Annotated in this window: 16 protein-coding genes and 1 pseudogene; 6 read left to right on the top strand and 11 right to left on the bottom strand. The window is 62.4% G+C overall.

All coding sequences use genetic code 11. The features are described from left to right. Positions 1-434: 434 nt before the first annotated feature. Positions 435-1,301: pseudogene (gene tnpC, locus KJP30_RS25240) on the bottom strand (IS66 family transposase). Next, complete coding sequence (tnpB, locus tag KJP30_RS24990; protein ID WP_343222815.1) at positions 1,271-1,492, bottom strand: IS66 family insertion sequence element accessory protein TnpB; 222 nt, start codon at positions 1,490-1,492, stop codon at positions 1,271-1,273. The pseudogene tnpC and the gene tnpB overlap by 31 nt, the downstream one beginning before the upstream one ends. Before the next feature lie 245 nt (positions 1,493-1,737). On the opposite strand from tnpB, the gene trpS reads away from it, so the two are divergent. After that, complete coding sequence (gene trpS, locus KJP30_RS24450) at positions 1,738-2,832, top strand: tryptophan--tRNA ligase (protein WP_425515731.1); 1,095 nt, start codon at positions 1,738-1,740, stop codon at positions 2,830-2,832. Positions 2,833-3,153: 321 nt separating this feature from the next. Here trpS and KJP30_RS24445 read toward each other — a convergent pair whose 3' ends face one another. Further along, a complete protein-coding gene (locus KJP30_RS24445; RefSeq protein WP_218452172.1) occupies positions 3,154-3,963 on the bottom strand; it encodes an ABC transporter permease in 810 nt (269 codons plus the stop codon). 118 nt (positions 3,964-4,081) lie between these two features. Between KJP30_RS24445 and KJP30_RS24440 the strand changes: the two genes are divergently transcribed. Further along, positions 4,082-4,678, top strand: coding sequence for a GcrA family cell cycle regulator (locus KJP30_RS24440; protein WP_218452171.1), 597 nt, complete (start codon positions 4,082-4,084; stop codon positions 4,676-4,678). A 20-nt stretch (positions 4,679-4,698) separates the two neighbouring features. Here the strand turns inward: KJP30_RS24440 and KJP30_RS24435 are convergent, their stop codons facing one another. Beyond that, entirely contained in the window at positions 4,699-4,944 is a 246-nt protein-coding gene (locus KJP30_RS24435; protein WP_218452170.1) for a hypothetical protein, read from the bottom strand. A gap of 45 nt (positions 4,945-4,989) precedes the next feature. Here KJP30_RS24435 and rimO point away from each other — a divergent pair, with 45 nt between their 5' ends. Beyond that, positions 4,990-6,351 carry a 30S ribosomal protein S12 methylthiotransferase RimO gene (gene rimO / locus KJP30_RS24430; RefSeq protein WP_218452169.1) on the top strand — a complete coding sequence of 454 codons (1,362 nt, stop codon included), beginning with the start codon at positions 4,990-4,992 and terminating at the stop codon, positions 6,349-6,351. 12 nt (positions 6,352-6,363) lie between these two features. On the opposite strand, the gene KJP30_RS24425 is transcribed toward rimO, so the two are convergent. Both KJP30_RS24425 and KJP30_RS24420 read right to left on the bottom strand, forming a co-directional pair. Further along, on the bottom strand, positions 6,364-7,437 hold the full coding sequence (locus tag KJP30_RS24425) for a hypothetical protein (RefSeq protein WP_218452168.1): 1,074 nt from the start codon (positions 7,435-7,437) through the stop codon (positions 6,364-6,366). 3 nt (positions 7,438-7,440) lie between these two features. Continuing rightward, positions 7,441-7,902 (bottom strand): hypothetical protein, encoded by a 462-nt coding sequence (locus KJP30_RS24420; RefSeq protein WP_218452167.1) that lies wholly within the window; start codon positions 7,900-7,902, stop codon positions 7,441-7,443. Positions 7,903-8,108: 206 nt separating this feature from the next. On the opposite strand from KJP30_RS24420, the gene KJP30_RS24415 reads away from it, so the two are divergent. From KJP30_RS24415 to KJP30_RS24405, 3 genes are all read left to right on the top strand, one after another. After that, positions 8,109-8,696, top strand: coding sequence for a thymidine kinase (locus tag KJP30_RS24415; RefSeq protein WP_218452166.1), 588 nt, complete (start codon positions 8,109-8,111; stop codon positions 8,694-8,696). 69 nt (positions 8,697-8,765) lie between these two features. Beyond that, positions 8,766-9,395, top strand: a complete 630-nt coding sequence (locus KJP30_RS24410; RefSeq protein ID WP_218452165.1) for an MSMEG_1061 family FMN-dependent PPOX-type flavoprotein — start codon at positions 8,766-8,768, stop codon at positions 9,393-9,395. A gap of 64 nt (positions 9,396-9,459) precedes the next feature. Then, positions 9,460-10,770: an MFS transporter gene (locus tag KJP30_RS24405; RefSeq protein WP_218452164.1), complete on the top strand. Its 1,311-nt coding sequence runs from the start codon at positions 9,460-9,462 to the stop codon at positions 10,768-10,770. Here the strand turns inward: KJP30_RS24405 and KJP30_RS24400 are convergent. The 5 genes from KJP30_RS24400 to KJP30_RS24380 all read right to left on the bottom strand — a co-directional run bounded on the left by KJP30_RS24400 (position 10,734) and on the right by KJP30_RS24380 (position 15,184). Then, positions 10,734-11,852 (bottom strand): beta-ketoacyl-ACP synthase III, encoded by a 1,119-nt coding sequence (locus KJP30_RS24400; protein ID WP_218452163.1) that lies wholly within the window; start codon positions 11,850-11,852, stop codon positions 10,734-10,736. The genes KJP30_RS24405 and KJP30_RS24400 overlap by 37 nt on opposite strands. Positions 11,853-11,939: 87 nt before the next feature. Continuing rightward, positions 11,940-12,278: a tRNA-binding protein gene (locus KJP30_RS24395; protein ID WP_218452162.1), complete on the bottom strand. Its 339-nt coding sequence runs from the start codon at positions 12,276-12,278 to the stop codon at positions 11,940-11,942. After that, on the bottom strand, positions 12,271-13,083 hold the full coding sequence (proC, locus tag KJP30_RS24390; RefSeq protein WP_218452161.1) for a pyrroline-5-carboxylate reductase: 813 nt from the start codon (positions 13,081-13,083) through the stop codon (positions 12,271-12,273). The genes KJP30_RS24395 and proC overlap by 8 nt, the downstream gene beginning before the upstream one ends. Before the next feature lie 58 nt (positions 13,084-13,141). Beyond that, entirely contained in the window at positions 13,142-14,539 is a 1,398-nt protein-coding gene (locus KJP30_RS24385; protein ID WP_218452160.1) for a tannase/feruloyl esterase family alpha/beta hydrolase, read from the bottom strand. A 144-nt stretch (positions 14,540-14,683) separates the two neighbouring features. Beyond that, positions 14,684-15,184: a type III secretion system chaperone family protein gene (locus tag KJP30_RS24380; RefSeq protein ID WP_218452159.1), complete on the bottom strand. Its 501-nt coding sequence runs from the start codon at positions 15,182-15,184 to the stop codon at positions 14,684-14,686. Positions 15,185-15,283 lie beyond the last annotated feature (99 nt).

Below are 15,283 nucleotides of genomic sequence, written 5' to 3'. Positions count from 1 at the left end.
GCGGGGTGGAGCAGCCCGGTAGCTCGTCAGGCTCATAACCTGAAGGTCGTAGGTTCAAATCCTACCCCCGCAACCAAATTAAAAAACCAGGCCGCACCTGAAAGGGTCGCGGCCTTTTTGACATTCCAAAGTCAAAATATCCAAAAAAAACATCAACAAAAAAGAACGGGTATAAACAGACCTTCTGATATGCCAGCCACGACCCGAAGGCAGTCCGGCAGGAACATCCGCCGGGCAACTCTGAGGTCAGGGGAAAGATGATAGCCGTCACTGTCACGCTCCGACGGAACGGCCAACAGATCGCCAGACATGTTATAATGAGGGCTCTGTGCCCTTGGCCAACACTGGGAAAGTCCGGATTGGGGCGCAAGTGCTATCAAGCATTGTCTTGGTTGCCGGAATCTCTGTAAGCGTTGCTCCCGGCTCACGCGGGATCAGCTTGACTGTATGAAGTTCCAGGGAACGAGTTCATCGACCCGGCTGGCGGGGTGACCTGCAGTGATGGCGTCGAGGGTGGCGAAGGGCTCGACGCCGTTGATCTTCACCGTCGCGATGAGTGAAGCGATGCGGTCCCAGGCTCGGCCGCCTTCATCATGCCCGGCGAAGAGGGCGTTCTTTTTTGTGAGGGCGATAGGGCGGATCAGGTTCTCGACAGCATTGGAGTCGATCCCGACGCGGCCGTCGCGGAGGAAGGTCTGCAGCCCGTCCCACTGACGGTGGATGTAGGCCAGCCTCTCTCCGAGACGCGACTTTGAGGAGACTCGGCGGCGCTGGCTCTGCAGCCATTCTCCGAACCCGGTGACCAGCGGCGCTGTGCGGGTCTGCCGGGCGGTCAGCCGCTGGCCGGGGCCCATACCGCGGATCTCACCCTCGATTCGTAGAGCTCCGCAATCCGGCCCAGCCCCTCGGCGGCGATCTCCGATCCGTCACGGTCGAAGACTTCCTTCAGCTTCCTGCGGGCAAGCGCCCAGCAAGGCGGGACGGTGACCGGCGCGCCGCACTTCCGCGAGGGCGCGTCAGCCGGTTGTATCCGTCCAGCTGCAGGATGCTATCGAAGCCCTGCAGGATCTGTTCCGCGTTCAGCCCGGGGCATAGGTGAAGACCACGCCGGGCGGGTCATCGCCGCTCCATCCCCTGTCGTCTCGGGCCAGCGCCCAGAGATACCTGGTCTTTGTCCGGCCGCGGCCCGGGTCCAGGACCGGCGCCGTGGTCTCGTCCATGAACAGCTTGCCCGTCCCTTTCAGGTGCTCGGCCAGCCGCCTGTAAGCCGTCACAAGTCCGCTGCCGTCCCAGAAAAGGATCTCAACCTGTCCGCCCGTTTGGCGCGGAACACAAAGACCGTGCCGGTGGACGGATCTTCCGCCAGCGCTGACTGCACCAGCGATGCCAGGCCGTCATGGCCTTTGCGGAAATCCATCGGCTTTGTCGCCACCAGTATCCGGACGCGCTGCGAGGGCATCAGCATGGCGTGACCCGACGCGTAGATCTCCACGCCCAACGATTTGAGAAACGAATTTGTAGCGCACATTGCGAAACGCACTCCCCACTCTGAGGTGAGCAAGATCTCGCAGCACCGGATGGAGGCTACAACGTGGGGCCGGGACACCGGTTACGAATCCCGCCCTCGGCGCCGCCAGTTGATTGACGAGTGCCTTCGCCGTCGATAGAGATCTTCACATGGAAAACACGACAATCATCGCAATCACTTGGTGGCTGGCCTCCTGACAAGGTGGCTGGATGACCGATCGTATTCCGAGGCCGCCGCGAGGGCGGCCTTTTGTTTTCCAAGCTTCCCGATGCGCGGCCTCTCTTTTCAAGAGAAGACGTAAAATGAACAGACCAACCATTCTGACAGGTGACCGCACCACCGGGCCGCTGCACATCGGGCACTATGCCGGCTCGCTGGCCAACCGGCTGCGATACCAAGACACACACGAGCAATTCCTGCTGCTTGCGGATACCCAGGCGCTGACCGACAACGCGCATGATACGGAGAAGGTGCGGCGCAACGTGATCGAAGTCGCGCTGGACTATCTGGCCGTGGGCATTGATCCCGCTCGCACCACGATCTGTCTGCAATCGCATCTTCCCGCACTGGCCGAACTGTCGATGCTTTACCTCAACTTCGTCACCGTGGCGCGGCTTGAACGGAACCCGACGATCAAGGACGAAATCCGCGCGCGTGGATTCGGGCGCGACATTCCTGCCGGATTTCTCTGTTATCCGGCGGCGCAGGCGGCGGACATTACCGCTTTCAAGGCGACGGTTGTGCCGGTCGGCGAGGACCAGGCCCCGCTCATCGAGCAAACGAACGAGATCGTGCGGCGCATCAACGCAACCGCGGGCTGCGCCGTGTTGCCGGAGGCTCAGGCGATTATCCCGAAGGCGGGCCGGTTGCCAGGCGTCGACGGCAAGGCCAAGATGTCGAAATCCGGTGGCAACGCCATTGCGCTCTCCGCGTCACCATCGGAAATCCGAAATTCCGTCCGGGCGATGTTCACCGATCCCAACCACCTGCGTGTCGAGGACCCGGGCTGTGTCGAGGGCAATGTTGTCTTTAGCTATCTCGATGCCTTCGACCCGGATCAGGACGGGCTTGCCGACCTCAAGGCGCACTATCAGCGCGGCGGGCTTGGAGATGGCAATATCAAGGCGCGTCTGGAAGGCATCCTTCAGGAGCTAATTGCCCCAATCCGCAAGCGCAGGGCGCAGCTGTCCGAAGATCGTGGCTACGTTCTTGAGGTGATCAAAGAGGGCACGGAACGGGCGCGAGAGCGCACCGAGGCAACAAAGCACGAGGTGGTGAATGCCTTGGGTCTGTTCCAGTTGTAGTTCGGGGGCGAGGGACGGGCCGGATCAAGGCTCCACAACCGCCTGTCACCAAGCTGACGACAGTGTTTCGCGATGGGTGGGGCGCTGACGCCCGAACCAGTGTGTCCCGGTCTCGTTCGCGACGAGCCTTCGAAACCGGATAAAAACCAAGCCGCGCCCGATTGGGGCGCGGCTGACATACGTGCGAAATCTCAACAGACACAAAAAGCGTCGAACCTCAAACTCGCCCAAACACAGGTCCCAAGACCCAAGACACCAGCCGCAAAACCACATGTCTTTGCCAAGCCCGACCTGATCGCCGAGGTCGGGCGACGGCCACGATCACGATTTCAGCCGGGTTCCCCGTCGGAACAGCGCCCATGCGGCAAGGCATGCCGCAAGGGTTGCCAGAAGGGCCACGGCAAATCCTACCGCAGGCCCGGTGTCCGATACGCCGATCACCCCCCAGCGTGCTCCGTCGATCAGGTAAAAGACCGGGTTGAGGTGCGTTACCTGATACAATCCTTTTGGCAGGGCCTCGACCGAGTAGAAAGTGCCGGACAAAAAGGCCAGGGGCGTGATGATGAAATTTGTGATTGCCGCCATCTGATCGAATTTCTGCGAAAAGATTGCCGCGATCAATCCAAGAGCCGACAGGAAGGCCGCACCCAATGTCACAAAGGCCAAAGTGACCAATGGTGCCTGTGGAACGATCCCCAGCGCCACGGCAAAGGTCACCAAAAGGGCCACCGCCACGCAGAGGCCCCGGATTGTGCCGCCGATGACATATCCCAGAACCACTTCGCCTGCGGACAAGGGCGGCATCAAGGTATCAACGATGTTTCCCTGAACCTTTGAGATCATCAGGGAACTGGATGTGTTGGCAAAGGCATTCTGGATCACCGTCATCATGAGGATTCCCGGCGCGATGAAGGTGGTAAAGGGCACACCCATGACCTCACCCCGCTGGGGGCCGATGGCGATGGTAAAGATCATCAGGAACAGGCCCGCGGTCACCAGAGGCGCCAGCAGGGTCTGGGTCCAGACATTGGTGAAACGCAGGATCTCGCGCTTGCAGAGGGTGTAAAATCCCAGCCAGTTGACACGTCCGAAACGACGGGCGCCGGGTTCATAGGCAAATTGATCTGACATGGTGACTCCATTTCTGCTCGCCGCCTTGTAACTGCTGCGTTCATGATTAAAATAGGGCCACCCAAGGAAACATCAGGCGGCCCCACTACGTGGCCGCTTTTTTCGCTGAGGATGCCTCATGTCGTGGACCGATGAACGCGTTGAACTGCTCAAGAAGATGTGGTCGGAAGGCCAGTCTGCCAGCCAGATCGCAAAGGAACTGGGCGGGGTGACGCGCAACGCCGTGATTGGCAAGGTTCACCGCCTCGGTTTGTCGAACCGCGCCGGCGCCGCGCCCGCCGCGACCGAAGCCAAGCCCGAGCCCAAACCGCAGCCCGCGGCAGCCAAGGCCAAGCCTGCGCCGAAACCTGCGCCTGCGGCCAACAAGCCCGAACCCGCGCCGGAACCCAAACCCGCGCAGGCAGTGGCCGCCACCCCGGCGGTCAGCCCGGCCCGCAAGCAGATCATCCCGGCCGGTCAACCGCTGCCGCCGCAGCCCTCGACCAACGAGATCAGCCCCGAGGCGCTGGCCAAGGTCAACGAGGTCGAGAAGAAATCCAAGAAGCTGACCCTGATGGAGCTGACCGAGCGGACCTGCAAATGGCCCGTGGGCGACCCCGCGACCGAGGATTTCTGGTTCTGCGGTCTGCCCGTTCAGCAGGGCAAACCCTATTGCGAGGCCCATGTCGGCGTGGCCTTCCAGCCGATGAGCGCGCGGCGCGACCGCCGCCGCTGATACTGGCCAACGATCATCAGCTATTCAGACGCGCCCCGCAGTTGCAGGGCGCGTTTTGCGTCTGTCCGGCATGTGTCCAGCCAGCCGTAGCGGCCCGAAACCTCCTGGGCCATCCAAAAGCCATCGCCAAGTGCGCCCTCATCTTCTGGCCCGGCGGGCATCCAACTGCAAAATACGTATCGAAACTGCCCTGCGCCATCGCTTTCGATATCTACGTGCAGTCCGTCCTCTGCTCCGGCGATCCGTTCCAGATGTTGCCAGCCCATCACCTGCCACCTTCCCCAATTGCCCTTGCCACGCTATGACGCGCCATGACCCAGAATCCTCCTGACTTGCGCCCGGACCTTGCCCGCGCGCGCGTGACCGAAACCGCCCGCCCCGGCCAGCCAACCATTGGCATGGTCAGCCTTGGCTGCCCCAAGGCGCTGGTGGACAGCGAGCGTATCCTGACCCGCCTGCGGGCCGAGGGCTATGGCATCTCTCCGGATTATTCCGGCGCCGATGCGGTGATCGTCAACACCTGCGGGTTTCTGGACAGCGCCAAGGCCGAAAGCCTTGAGGCCATCGGCGAGGCGCTGAACGAGAACGGCCGCGTGATCGTCACCGGCTGCCTTGGGGCCGAACCCGAGTATATCACGGGCGCGCATCCCAAGGTGCTGGCTGTCACCGGCCCGCATCAATATGAACAGGTGCTGGACGCGGTCCATGCCGCCGTTCCGCCCGATCCGGACCCTTTCATCGACCTGCTGCCCGCCAGCGGTGTTAGCCTGACCCCGCGCCATTTCAGCTATCTGAAGATTTCAGAAGGCTGCAATCACGCCTGCAAGTTCTGCGTGATCCCCGACATGCGCGGCAAACTGGTCAGCCGCCCGCACCGCGCCGTGCTGCGCGAGGCGGAAAAGCTGGTCGAGGCCGGGGTGAAGGAACTGCTGGTCATCAGTCAGGATACCAGCGCCTATGGCACCGACTGGAAAGACCGCGAATCCAAGTTCCCGCTGCTTGACCTTGCACGCGACCTCGGGTCGCTCGGCGCTTGGGTGCGGATGCATTACGTCTATCCTTATCCCTACGTGCGCGAGCTGATCCCGATGATGGCCGAGGGGCTTGTTTTGCCCTATCTCGACATTCCGTTCCAGCACGCCCACCCGGACACGCTGCGCCGCATGGCGCGGCCTGCGGCGGCCACCCGCACGCTGGATGAAATCGCCGCTTGGCGCGCGATTTGCCCTGAAATCACCCTGCGATCGACCTTTATCGTTGGTTATCCGGGCGAGACCGAGGAGGAGTTCCAAACTCTGCTGGACTGGCTGGACGAGGCGCAACTGGACCGTGTCGGCTGCTTTCAATACGAAAACGTTGCGGGGGCGCGGGCCAATGCGCTGCCCGATCACGTGCCCGAAGAGATCAAGGCCGAACGCTGGGCGCGGTTCATGGAAAAGGCGCAAGCGATTTCCGAAGCCAAGCTGGCCGCCAGACTGGGCCAGCGGATCGAGGTCATCGTCGATGAGGTGGATGAAGAGGGCGTCGCCACCTGCCGAACCAAGGCCGATGCGCCGGAAATCGATGGCAACCTGTTCATCGACGAGGGGGCCGGGGCACTGGAACCGGGACAGATCGTCACCGTCGAAGTGGACGAAACAGGAGAATACGACCTGTGGGGGCGGTTGGTCTGACCGCTGCCCGCCTTATGGGCGGAACAGCCGCGACCACGGGCGGGACCTTGCCTTGGCGCGTGACAGGCTGGCCTGCCACAGCGCCTCGACACGGGTATCGTCAACGGCACAGATCTGCGCCACATCACGCAACTCGGAAAACAGCGCCTCGGCCTCTGGCTGGGGCATTTCGGGTGCGCCCATGTCCGGAAAGCTTACATCCAGTGCGTGTTGGGTCCATTCCAGATCGGTGACCCGGGCCTCGCAAATCGCGCGAACCTGCGGAAACAGGCCGGGTCGTTTGGCACCGGGAACCTCGGCATCCATGGCCACGATGATCTTGCGCAGTGCTTTCTTGTCCTCGGCATATCGTCGGGGCAATTCGCGGGTGCCGCGAAACACCTGTTGCAACAGTGTCATCGCCTCGGCCGAAACCGAGGTATTGTCCTCTTCGCTGCCTCGTGCCAGCGCATCGGGATCCAGTTCGGGCAGGAAACGGCTGACGAAATCAACCACGACATCCCCGCCCAGAAGGTGATCGCGCGCAAAGCGGCGTGCGTGAACGGGACCGGGCCCGTGATCGACAAAGGGTTCCAGCGTGTCGCGGATGCGGCTGGGGGATATGGGCCGGAACTCTGGCCGTTTCTTGATGTCCTGCTGCACATTCGACAGGAAAAAGGGGGCAGGGCTGCGCAGATAGGCCACAACATCCGTCCGTTTGGCGATCCGGGCGCAGTTTTCGGTCAACCGTGCCAATGCCTCTGTCGGCAGCGGTCTGAACTGGTTCTCACAGCTCAGGACGATTGTGCGGGGCTTCTCCCGGGCGATCTGCGTCAGAAGATCCTCCCACAGGCGGCTGGCATTGGCGCGCGCCTCCTGGACGGTATCCGCCAATGAAGCCATCTGCACGGGATCGTCGGGCAGGTCGCCATGCAGATGCGGGAACAGCAATTGGTGATTGTCGTGGCGTCCGGGGTCGGGAAACAGTACCCCGGCGGCCATCAACTGGGGGGCAGAGCTGCGCAGGCAGCGCTGGATCGAGGTCGAGCCCGTCTTGCCGTGGCCCAGGTGCAGGATCAGCCGTTCGGCCCGAAATTCGGTGGTCATGGGTCAGATGACCGTCTCATCCTCAAGGTGCAGCTTCATGTCGATCAGCACCTTTTGCAGGGCGACGGTTTCTTTCAGCAGGCGCTTGGCCTCATTGGCGGTGATGATCCCGTCCTCGATGCTTTGCTGGTATTCGGCCATCAGCATTGCAAACCGCTGGGACAGGGCAATGACATCGGCATTCACCCCACCCGAGGACTTGGAGTTGCGGCGGCTGTCGTCGAAATGCAGCTGAATGCCTTTCAGTTCGGCCAGCGCGGCGGTCACATGCGGATAAGAAGCTGCTTCTTCCAACGCTGCGACGGCATCCACGGGCATGAAGCGGTCGGCATGTTCGGGATAGTCAGAATAATACCGGCCCAGCGTCGCCTTGGACTTGCCGGTCAGTTCGCAGGCCGCCTCGATCCCTACATCCTTGACGAGAGCTTCGATGTGTTTTTTCAGATACCGTCCTACGACCGACATGTAACCCCCCTTGCCCCGGTTCCGTTTGCCGGGGACCGCCCGAAGATCATTCCCATTATTATCGTCCTTTCACAATGTCATGCGGTTTCTCGGCGCGGGTCAAGGCGCTGGGGCGCCTTGACCCTACGTTATCCTATACCTGTGCGTAGGTAAGCGCGGCTTTTGTGATGCTTGCCATGCGTCGGGGGCTGGGGCATGACCCCGCCATGGCCAAGCTGCATTTTCACTATTCCACCATGAACGCGGGCAAGTCGACGCTGCTCTTGCAGGCGGCCCACAACTATAACGAGCGCGGAATGCAGACCTACCTGCTGACCGCGGCCATCGACGACCGCGCTGGCGAGGGGCGGATCGGCTCGCGGATCGGGCTGTCACGGACCGCAGACATATTCCGGCCTGCGACAGATCTGTTCACCAAGATCGCGGCGCGGTTGGAACAGGGGCCGGTGGCCTGCGTTTTCATCGACGAGGCACAGTTCCTGACGCGTGAACAAGTCTGGCAACTGGCGCGCGTGGTGGATGACCTGAAAGTGCCGGTGATGGCCTACGGTCTGCGCGTCGACTTCCGGGGAGAGTTGTTCCCCGGCTCTGCCGCGCTGCTGGCGCTGGCGGACGTCATGCGCGAGGTGCGCACGATCTGCCATTGCGGGCGCAAAGCCACGATGGTGGTTCGGCAAGGTGAAAACGGAGAGATCCTGACGGACGGTGCACAGGTCCAGATCGGCGGCAATGAAACCTATGTGAGCCTGTGCAGGCGGCATTGGCGCGCGGCCATGGGCGACCCGACGGAATAGAGGTATGGCTCCGGTTTGGGGCAATGCGGGAATCGGCTTAGACTGCTGAGAGCAAAGCAGGAGCGCCGCATGCCCATGTCCCTGACCAACCCGATTACCACGCACGAACAGCTGCGCGCGATTCTTGAACCGTGGCACGGAAATGCCAGCGCCAAGGACTTGGGGCATATCAATGAAGTTGGCCGCGCTTTCATCGCGCGGTCACCCTATGTGATGGTCTCGACCGTGGGGGCGGATGGACGGCATGACATATCGCCCAAAGGGGACGCGCCGGGTTTTGTCGAGGTGGTGGACGATCATACGCTGATCATTCCCGACCGGCTGGGCAATCATCGGCTCGACAGTTTCGAGAACCTGCTGGTGAACCCTGGCCTTGGTCTGTTTTTCCTGATCCCCGGCTTCAAAGAGACCCTGCGCGTATCGGGCACCGGGCAGATCGCGGCGGATGAGGATATTCGCGCGCGCCATGCGGTGAACGGCAAGCTGCCGGATCTTGTGCTGGTGGTGACGGTGCAGCAGGCTTTCATGCATTGTTCCAAATCCTCGACCCGCTCACGGATCTGGGCGCCAGAGATGTGGCCCGACCTCGACGGAGTGCCCTCACTGGCGGATTGGGTCAAGGCAAGCGTCGAGACCGCAGAGAGCCTCGAGCAGGTCCAAGCCAACCACGACAGTGACGCAGCAACGCGCATGTATTGAAGTCCCCTGCAACTTCTGGTGAAGGGTCTCTTGCGACACGTGGCCGATTCACTAACCTGCCCTCATGATCCGACAGTTACTTCCCGTCAGTGCCCTTCTCCTTGGCTCCGCCCTCTTGCTGTTTGCAGGCGGGATGCACGGGCTGATCCTGCCTGTTCGTGGGGCTGCCGAAGGATTTAGCGCCGCCGAACTCGGCCTTTTGGGGACGGGCTGGGCCGTGGGCTACGTGCTGGGCTGCCTCTACGTGCCGCGGATCGTGGGCGCCGTTGGGCATATCCGGGCCTTTGGCGTCATGTGCGCCTTTGCCGGTGTGGCGATCCTGTTGCAGGCGCTGCTGGTCTCGCCCGAGTTCTGGATCCCGGTGCGCGCCGTGTCGGGGTTCTGTTTCGCGGGCGCGGCGATGATCGTGGAAAGCTGGCTGTCGGATCGGGCCTCGCCTCAGTCGCGGGGCACGATCTTTGGCGTCTACACGATGGTCAACCTTGGCGCTACAACCGCCGGGCAGATGGCGATTGCGCTGGGCGATGCCAGCGGCTTTCTTTTCTTTGCCGTGGCGGCGATTGTCTATTCGCTGGCTCTGGTGCCGACAGCCCTGTCGACCTCGGAATCGCCCGCGCCGCTGACCTCGGTCAAGCTGAACCTGCCGCTCCTGTGGCGCAACTCGCCGGTGGCGGTGGCGGCGGTCTTCCTCGTGGGGATTTCCAACGGCTCTTTTGGTACACTGTCCGCTGTCTACGGCAACGGCGTTGGGTTGCCCTTGGGGGCGATTGCGCTTTTTGCCTCGATCCCGGTTCTGGCGGGGGCCTTGGCACAGGTGCCGATCGGCTTTGCCTCGGACCGGATGGACCGGCGCAAGGTGCTGGTGGCGGTGGCACTGATCGCCTTGGGGGCAGACCTTGGGTTCATCCTGCTGGCACCGCAGGACCAGTTCATGAACCTCGTTCTGGTTTCGGCCTTCGGGGCGGCGATTTACGCCATGTACCCGATCATCGTCGCGCATGCGAATGACCACGCGCCCGAAGGCACGGCGATTCAGGTCTCGGGTGGGCTGTTGATGGTCTATGGCATCGGCAATATCGCCGGGCCGCTGATCGCCGGTGTGGCCATGTCCGCCACAGGGCCGCAGGGCCTGTTCCTGACGACGATTGTCGCTCATGTCATCATGATACTCTACACGGTCTGGCGGATTCTGCAGCGGGCCGCCGTCCGGGACGAGGACAAGACCGCCTTCCAGATATCGGCGCCGGCGCGGGGCATCACGCCGGAAACCGCCGCCCTTGCCGGTGGCGAGGACGAAGCCGAAGAGCTGGAAGAGGCGATGGAGGCCGAAGAGGCCGATCAGGCGCGTTCGACCAGAACCGATCCGACGGAATAACCGGCCCCAAAGGAACAGATCACACCTTTGTCGCCCGGTGCCATGTCGGACGAATGCTTGGAAAAGGCGATGATCGACCCGGCCGACGAGGTGTTGGCGTAATCCTGAAGGATGTTGGGCTGTTCGCCCTCTTCGGGGACGCGGCCCAACACTTTTTTCCCGATGAAATCATTCATCGTCTTGTTGGCCTGATGCAGCCACAACCGTTTCAGCTCATCCGCCTGCCACCCCTCGTCCGAGATGTGGCCAAGGATATGGGCCGAAACCATGGGCAGCACTTCTTTAAAGACCTTGCGACCGTTCTGCATGAACTGCATGTCGCGCCGGTCGTCCATCTGGTCGTGTGTGCGGCGCAGAAAGCCGTTGTTGTTACGGATGTTGTTGGAAAACTGCGTGGCGCAGCGGGTGGACCGGATAAGCCAATGATCGCCCCGCGCCTCGGCGGCCGGTTCGATCACAACTGCCGTACAGACATCGCCAAAGATGAAATGGCAATCGCGGTCGCGCCATTCCAGGTGCCCCGAGCAGATCTCGGGGTTGACCACCAGCGCGCGGCGCGCGCTGCCCGCGCGGATCATATCCGAGGCCGCCTGAATGCCGAAAGTGGCCGAGGAACAGGCCACGTTCATGTCAAAGGCAAAGCCGCCCGCACCCAGCAACTGCTGGATCTCGATTGCGATGGCCGGATAGGCCCGTTCGTGGTTCGAAGCGGCGCAGATGACAAGGTCGATATCCTCACCCTTGCGGCCCGCCATTTCCAGTGCCTTGCGACAGGCATCCAGCGCCATTTCCGCCATGATGCCCGGCGCCTCGTCGGGACGGGCGGGCAGGCGCGGATACATGCGGGTCGGGTCCAGAACACCGTCCTTGTCCATGACAAACCGGCGCTCGATCCCCGAGGCGGAAAAGATGAAATCAGCACTGGAATGATCCATCGCCGCGACCTCGCCCGCGTCGATCGCCTGCGCGTTCTCGGCGTTCCAAAGGTCGGCATAGGCATTGAAGGCCACGACAAGTTCATCGTTCGAGATGCTGAGCTCGGGGGTGAAAACCCCGTGGCCGGTGATCGCGGGCGTTGTCATGGCTCTTTCTCCGCTGTCACGAAACCCGCTTCAGGGCTTCTTCTTGGTCCAAATACTCATATCCGCCGCCTGCCGCTTGCGCCAGCGTCAGTGCATACGCGTTCCGTTGGGGGCCGCCTTGTCCGGGCCGATCAGCACGATTGCGCCGGTTTCGTCGGCCACGCCCAGCACCAGAACTTCGGACCGCATGGGGCCGATCTGGCGCGGGGGGAAATTGACCACGGCCATGACCTGTTTTCCGACCAAGGTTTCCGGGTCGTAATGCACGGTGATCTGGGCCGAGCTTTTCTTTTCGCCAATCTCGGGGCCGAAGTCGATCCAGAGCTTGATGGCCGGTTTGCGCGCCTCGGGGAAAGGTTCGGCGCGGATCACGGTGCCAAGGCGGATGTCCACCTTGAGAAAATCGTCAAAGCTGATTTCATCCATTCGCCAGTTCCTTTGATCGGTTGCTTGCGGCGGCCACGGTCGCGCGGATCAGCGGTGGCAGCCCCTTGTCTTCGTTCATCAATACGTCCAACCCGGCCTGCGTGGTGCCATTGGGCGAGGTCACATTGCGGCGCAGTTGCGCGGGATCTTCGCCAGATTCCTTGGCCAGCGCCCCTGCGCCCGCAACTGTGGCACGAGCCAGCGACATGGCCAGATCGGGTGCAAGCCCCTCGGCTTCACCCGCCTTTGCAAGGCATTCGATCATGTGAAAGACATAGGCCGGGCCAGAGCCGCTGACGCCGGTCACGGCATCCATCTGGCTCTCGCTTTCCAGCCGGACAACTTCGCCCACGGCGGACAGCAGGTCTTCTGCCTGGTCCAGATGCGCCGCGGTGGCATGGCTGTTGCCGATGATCGCAGTGATGCCCTTGCCCACGGCGGCGGGCGTGTTGGGCATGGCGCGCACGATGGGAACGCCGCCAAGGTGGGCTTCATAGGTGGTGATCGGGGTGCCCGCGGCAACGGACACAAACAGCGTGTCGCCCTTGGGCAGCGATTGCAGCGCGGGCAGCGCCTCGCCCATCATCTGCGGTTTGACCGCGATCAGGACGACGGCGGGGCTGTCGCCAAATCCTTCGTTGATGAGGACGCCCTGCTCCTTGAGCCAATCCGAGGGGTAGGGATCCTGTACCCGGACAGAGCTTGCGGGCAAGCCGCGTGCCAGCCAGCCCGCCAGCATGGCGGACCCCATCTTTCCACATCCCAAAAGCGCCAGCCCGCGCCGTGCCAGTTCGCTGTCCTGCATGATGTCCCCCTGAGAAATCTCCGGCGGACACTAGGCCCGCCAGAGACGAGGAGCAACATCACTCGGCCATGATTGACGCGGGGGCGGTGCCGTCGTTCAGCCAGGCTTCCAGCGGGGTCATCGGGTCCAGCGCGGCGGCGTTGATGCCGTCCGGGCCGGGCAGGATGCCGCAATGGTCGACGCCGGGAACCATGAAAAGCGCGACGTTTTCCTTCAGCACCTCTTCGCCGCCTGCCGCCGCAGCGGCCTTTTCGTACCAGTCCACGGTCTTGTAGGGGGTGACGATGGCATCGGCCCACCCGTGCCAGACGATCATCTTGCCGCCCGCTTCGCTGAACTTGGACAGGTCCGGGCTGTCGCCGTTATAGACCTTTGCCATGGTGGACAGCCGCGCCGGATCGGTTTCGAAATCGAACTCCATCGGAGTCCATTCCGGGCCGGGATCGACCGGGAAGGCCATGTAGCGGCCAAAGCCACCGACAAAGGCCGGGACCAACTTGCCGCCACCCTTGCCGTTGCCGGTCAGCCAGAGCCACCAGAAAGGCTCGGAGCCTTCGGGCACGCCACCGGGATACAGCTGCTCTCCGGCGGCATTGCGCGGACCGTCGCGCCATTTCATCAGGGTGTCCATCTGCTGGTTGCTGAGGCCAAGGCCGCTGTAGTCGACGGTGCAGGCGCGCGGGTCTGCAATGGCGCCATCCTCGGCCCCGTCGACGCCGTCGCATTGTTCCAGCACCGCGTCACCAATCAGCTTGGCTTCGTCCGGACCAAGGATCTGACTGCCATCGGGTGCGGTATTGGCCTGCACCAGCCAGGCCATCTTGGTCGCCACCAGCCCGGTGTAGTCCATCGCGGGCGCGCCAGAGATGATGCCATCGAACATCTCGGGATAGCGCTGGGCGGCGACATGGGCCATGCGCCCGCCGGTCGAACAGCCCTGAAAGATCGCCTGTTGCGAGGCATCGCCGTAGAAGGCTTCGATCATGATCTGCGCGACGCGGTTGGTTTCACCGATGGACCGCCAGCCCCAGTCGCGTTCCGCATGCGGGTTGTTGTGCGCCCAGCCCGCATCCACGACTGACAGCGCATGGTGGCCACTGTCCGAGGTGGCCGTGGCATAGCCGCGCTCCAGCCCGGGGCGCATGGCATTGATCCAACTCCCCCCGGCATCGGCACGGCCAAGGATGCCGCAGAAACCGCCGCAGCCCGCTTGGTAATACTTGCCGTTCCAGCCTTCCATTGGCAGGCGCACCTCGATGTTGATCGCGGGCAGGGCGGTCGCGCGGACCTCGCAATAGGCAGGCAGGCCCTCGGCCTCGACCACGCGGGCGGTGGTGACGTGACCGGCCGAAAACACCGTGTCACGCAGGGCGGCGCAGCTGGCCGCGTCTTGTTGGGCAAAGGCCGGGCTGGCGCCGGCCAATAGAATAGCCAGCGCCGAAAGGCGGTATTTCATGATCTCTCTCCCTGGGTTTTCTTGTATCGGTAGAATTGCCGGGCGCTGCCTGCAACTCAAGGAAAATTCAGGGCAGAACAGAAAAAGGGCGGCGCCGTCGCGCCGCCCCAGTCCAGTGCTTGGGATCTCTGTTATTTGAGGTGGTCAGGCGCGGCCGTAGGCTTCGGCAATCGCCACCTGCATGGCTTCTTTTGCGGTTTTGTCTGTCCAGACCATCAGCTGGAAGGCGGGGTAATAGCGTTCCGAACTCAGCACGGCGGCGGTGATCATCGTGTCGATCTGTTCGGCGCTTGCAACATTGCCGCCCGCCAGAACCAGCCCGTATTTGTAGACCATCAGTTTCTGTTCCGCCCAATAGCTGAAAGCTCCGGCCCAGCATTGGTCATTGATGGCGTTCAGACCTTCGTAAAGTTCCGGCAACCGCGCTTCGGGCGGTTCCATCTCGAAGGTGCAGATCATGCGCAGGGTTTCGTCATAGGCGGACCAGGCAAGCGTGATCGAGTAGGTCCGCCATTGGCCTTCGACCGCCATGGCGATCTGGTCGTCCGCGATGCGGTCGAAATCCCATTCGTTGAACTCGGCGATGTGCTCGACAACGTCGATCGGATGCAAGTCGTCGGTGAGATACTGCTCGGACAGGGCCATATGGACACCCCTTTGGTTATAGCGCCAAGGTGACCGAGTCGCCCCCAACGCTTGCTGCCTGCTCTAGGGTCTGCGGGCTATCCCCACGCCCTTACCAAA

It is taken from the genome of Antarctobacter sediminis, assembly GCF_019218285.1.
Lineage (GTDB): Bacteria > Pseudomonadota > Alphaproteobacteria > Rhodobacterales > Rhodobacteraceae > Antarctobacter > Antarctobacter sediminis.
This window is presented reverse-complemented; position numbering and strand designations above follow the sequence as displayed.